This is a genomic window from Roseomonas rosulenta (assembly GCF_016106005.1).
Lineage (GTDB): Bacteria > Pseudomonadota > Alphaproteobacteria > Acetobacterales > Acetobacteraceae > Neoroseomonas > Neoroseomonas rosulenta.
In genome coordinates this window covers 1-3,861 of sequence record NZ_JACADR010000357.1, presented here as the reverse complement: position 1 = coordinate 3,861, position 3,861 = coordinate 1, and the positions used below count along the sequence as shown (strand labels likewise).

Here is a 3,861-nt window from a genome sequence, read left to right as displayed (position 1 = left end):
GCCGGGACCGCCGCCCCGAACCCGCTGATCCCGGCCGGCCTCGTTGCCGCCATCGCCTTCACCTCGGGCAGCACCGGCGAGCCGCGGCCGCATCCGAAGCCCTGGGGGGCGCTGGTGGCCGGCGCGCGCGCCGCCGCCGCGCGCTTCGCCGTGGCGCCCGCGGCCAGTATCGTCGGCACCATCCCGGCGCAGCACATGTACGGCTTCGAGACGACACTGATGCTGCCCCTCCAGGGGGCGGGCGCGGGCCATGCGGGACCGGTCTTCTACCCCTCGGACATCGCCGAGGCGCTGGAAGGCGTGCCCGGGCCGCGACTGCTGGTGACCACGCCGCTGCAGATCCGCGCGCTGCTGGGCACGGGCATCGCGCTGCCGCCGCTGGCCGGCGTGATCTCGGCCACCGCGCCGCTGGCGGCGTCCCTGGCCGCCGAGGCGGAAGCCGCCTGGGGCGCGCCGCTGCACGAGATCTACGGCGCGACCGAAGCGGGCTCCGTCGCCTCCCGCCGCACGGTGGCGGAGGAGGCATGGCAGCCCTATCCGGGTGTCGAGTTCGGCATCGAGGAGGATGGCGCGGTGGTGTCGGTACCCGGCCTCGCGGCGCCGGTGCCGCTGGCGGATACGCTGGAATGGGCCGCGCCTGGTCGCTTCCGGCTGCTGGGCCGGCGCGGGGACATGGTGAAGCTGGCGGGCAAGCGCGCCTCGCTGGCGGGCCTGACCAGCCTGCTCACCGCGATCGAGGGCGTGCAGGACGGCGTCTTCCTCGTCCCAGAGGACCTCGACCGCAATCCGCGCGCGCGCCTCGCCGCCGTGGTCGTCGCACCCGGCCTGAGCGCCGAGGCGGTGGTGGCCGCGCTGCGCGATCGCGTCGAGCCCGCCTTCCTGCCGCGCCCTGTGGTGATGGCGCAGGCGCTGCCGCGCGATGCGGTCGGCAAGCTGCGCCGCGATGCCGTCGCGCGCCTCGCCTGGTCGCGATGAACCCCGCCCGCGAAGGGACAGGTGCGGATCCGGTCTTCGTCATTGCCACGGACCATCCCGCCCTGCCCGGCCACTTTCCCGGCACGCCCGTGGTGCCCGGCGTGCTGCTGCTGGACCAGGTCGCCGCCGCGGCGCGCGCGGCCTTCGGCGTCGGGCTGCTGCGCGCCCTGCCGCGCACGAAATTCGCCGCCCCCGTGCTGCCAGGGCAGGAGGTGCGCATCGCCTTCGCGCCGCGCGACGCGCTGCGCATCGGCTTCTCCTGCTTCGTGGAGGACCGGCTGGTGGCCTTCGGGGAAATGGCCTTCGCGCCATGACCGCCGCGCCCGACGCGCCCCCCCTCTGGGCTGCCACGCCCGAGCGCGGTAGCGGGAGCGCGCTGCGGCTGATGGCGCGCATCGCGCTCGGCCTCGGCTGGCACGCGGCGCAGGCAGTGCTGCATCCGGTGACGCTGTTCTACCTGCTGACCTCGCCCGCCGCGCAGAAGCGCGCGGCGCGGCGCTACCTGGCGCGCGCGCTGGGGCGCGAGGCGCGCTGGCGCGACCTGTGGCGGCTGTATTTCTGCTTCGCCTCCACCATGCTCGACCGCGTCTTCCTGCTGACCGGGCGGCGCGCGGGCTACCACGTGGAGGTGACCGGGCTCGAGGTGCTGCGCGCGGCGGCCGCGCGGGGGCAGGGGCTGGTGCTTCTCGGCGCCCATATGGGCTCCTTCGAGGCGCTGCGCGCGGTCGGCGGCGAAGGCGCGCCGGTCGAGGTCCGGATGCTGATGCACACCGGCAATGCCGGGGCGGCCGATGCGCTGTTCGACAGCCTGGACCCGACGCGTCGCGCCTCCGTCATCGCGCTCGGCCGGCCGGAGGCGATGCTGGAAGCGCGCGAGGTGCTCGACCGCGCCGGCGTGGTCGGGCTGCTGGCGGACCGCGCGGTGCGCGGGGACCGGATGCTGCACGTCGATTTCCTCGGCCACCCGGCACCCTTCCCGGGCGGGCCGATGACGCTGGCCGCCATCCTGCGCGCGCCGGTGGTGCTCGGCTTCGGGCTGTGGCTCGGGCCGCGGCGCTACCTCCTGCGCTTCGAGGCCTTCGCCCCGGCGATCGAGATGCCGCGCGACGGGCGAGAGGCGGCGCTGCACGACTGGCTGGCGCGATATGCGGACAGGCTCTCGGCGACATGCCGGGCGCATCCGTACAACTGGTTCAATTTCTACGAGTTCTGGGGGGACCCCTCGTGACGGGAAAGGAAGGTCGGGGGAGGGAACTCCCCCGAACCCCCTCCTTTTTCTGGCGGTTGGGGACTGACGGCCGAGGGCTGTGCCTGGCGCGACGGGGCCTGCTGGTCCTGCCGCTGGCGGCGCAGGCGCCGGATGCGCTCGCCGCCGTGATGGCGGCGCTGCGCGGCAACCGCGAGGTCCGCGCAAGCTTCGTCGAGGAGAAGGAAGTCGCGGAACTCGAACGCCCCCTGATCTCGCGCGGCACCCTCGCCTGGCGCGCGCCCGACCGGCTCGAAAAGCGCACCATCGAACCGGCGCCGGAGCTGTTCCTCGTCGAGGGCGACCGCCTCACGCTGGAACGGCCGCAGCGCGGTATCAGCGAGACGATCGCCCTCGACGCCGCGCCCGAGATCCGCCCGCTGGTCGAGGCACTCCGCGCCACCCTGGCCGGCGACATCGCCACGCTGCGCCAGCATCACGAGGTGTCGTTCAGCGGCGACACGGCGCGCTGGCGCATCATCCTGGTGCCGCGGTCGCTGCGGCTGCGCGGCGCGGTGCAGCGCATCACGCTGGAAGGGGCGGGCGGCTTCCTCGAAGTGGTCGAGACGCAGGGCAACGAAGGCCGCACGCGACTCGTGGCCACGCCCGCGCCATGAAGCGCTTCGCCCGGCTTTTCATCGCCCTCGCCGTCCTGGCCGGGGCTTTCCCGCTGGTGCTGCGCCATGTCGAACTGCGCAGCGACATCACCGACTTCCTGCCCGCCGCCACCAGCGAGGAAGCCGCCTTCCTGCTGCAGGAACTGCGCTCGGGTGCCGCGACGCGACTGCTGATCGCGGGGATCGAGGGCGCGGCGCCGGAGGAACTGGCGCGCATCTCGATCGCCATGGCGCAGCGCCTGTCCGGGGACGGCGCCTTCGCGCTGGTGGCGAATGGCAGCGCGATGGTGGGCGATGCGGAAGCGGCGCTGCTGTTCGCCCACCGCTACGGACTCTCGCCCGCCGCGACGCCGGAGGCCTTCACGGAACCCGCGCTGCGCGCGTCGCTCGAAGCGGTGCTGGACGGGCTGCAATCCTCCGCCGCGCCGCTGGTGCGCCGCTTCGCCTTCGCCGACCCGACCGGCGCCTTCCTCGCCATGCTGCGCGGCTGGGTCGGCGAGGGGCGCGTGGCCAGCGCGCACGGCGTCTGGATGGCCGAGGGTCCGCGCGCCCTGCTGCTGGCGCAGACCCGTGCCGCGGGGCTCGACACCGAGGCGCAGCAGGCCGCCGTCGCGGCGATCCGCGCCGCCTTCGCGGCAGCCTCGCCACCCTCCGGTGCGCGGCTGCTGATCTCGGGTCCGGGCATCTTCGCGGCCGAGGCGGCGGCCACCGTGCGTGCCGACGTGCAGCTGGTCACGATCCTGTCCTTCCTGCTGGTCTGCAGCTTCCTGCTCTGGCGCTATCGCAGCCCGATGATGCTGGCGGTGGTGGCGGTGCCGCTGGCGGCAGGCACGCTGGCCGGGCTCGCGACGGTGGATGCGGTGTTCGGGCATGTGCACGCGGCCGCGCTCGGCTTCGGCATGACCATGCTGGGGGTGGTCGCCGACTACCCGATCCTGCTGGTGACCGGCCGTGCGCCCGACGAGGCGCTGCGCGACGCGGCGCGGCGCCTGTGGCCGACGCTGCGGCTCGCCTGCGCGGCGG

5 protein-coding genes are annotated in these 3,861 nt (G+C 74.7%); all 5 read left to right on the top strand.

The genetic code is table 11. The annotated features are described in order from the left end of the window. Positions 1–975: AMP-binding protein (locus HW578_RS24065; protein WP_198373239.1), on the top strand; the 975-nt coding region annotated here is incomplete at its 5' end. Next, positions 972–1,289, top strand: coding sequence for a hypothetical protein (locus tag HW578_RS24060; RefSeq protein WP_198373238.1), 318 nt, complete (start codon positions 972–974; stop codon positions 1,287–1,289). The genes HW578_RS24065 and HW578_RS24060, both read left to right, overlap by 4 nt. Further along, on the top strand, positions 1,286–2,203 hold the full coding sequence (locus HW578_RS24055; protein ID WP_198373237.1) for an LpxL/LpxP family acyltransferase: 918 nt from the start codon (positions 1,286–1,288) through the stop codon (positions 2,201–2,203). The genes HW578_RS24060 and HW578_RS24055 overlap by 4 nt, the downstream gene beginning before the upstream one ends. Before the next feature lie 56 nt (positions 2,204–2,259). After that, positions 2,260–2,838, top strand: a complete 579-nt coding sequence (locus HW578_RS24050) for an outer membrane lipoprotein carrier protein LolA (RefSeq protein WP_198373236.1) — start codon at positions 2,260–2,262, stop codon at positions 2,836–2,838. After that, the coding region (locus HW578_RS24045) for an MMPL family transporter (protein ID WP_198373235.1) at positions 2,835–3,861 on the top strand (1,027 nt) is incomplete at its 3' end. The genes HW578_RS24050 and HW578_RS24045, both read left to right, overlap by 4 nt.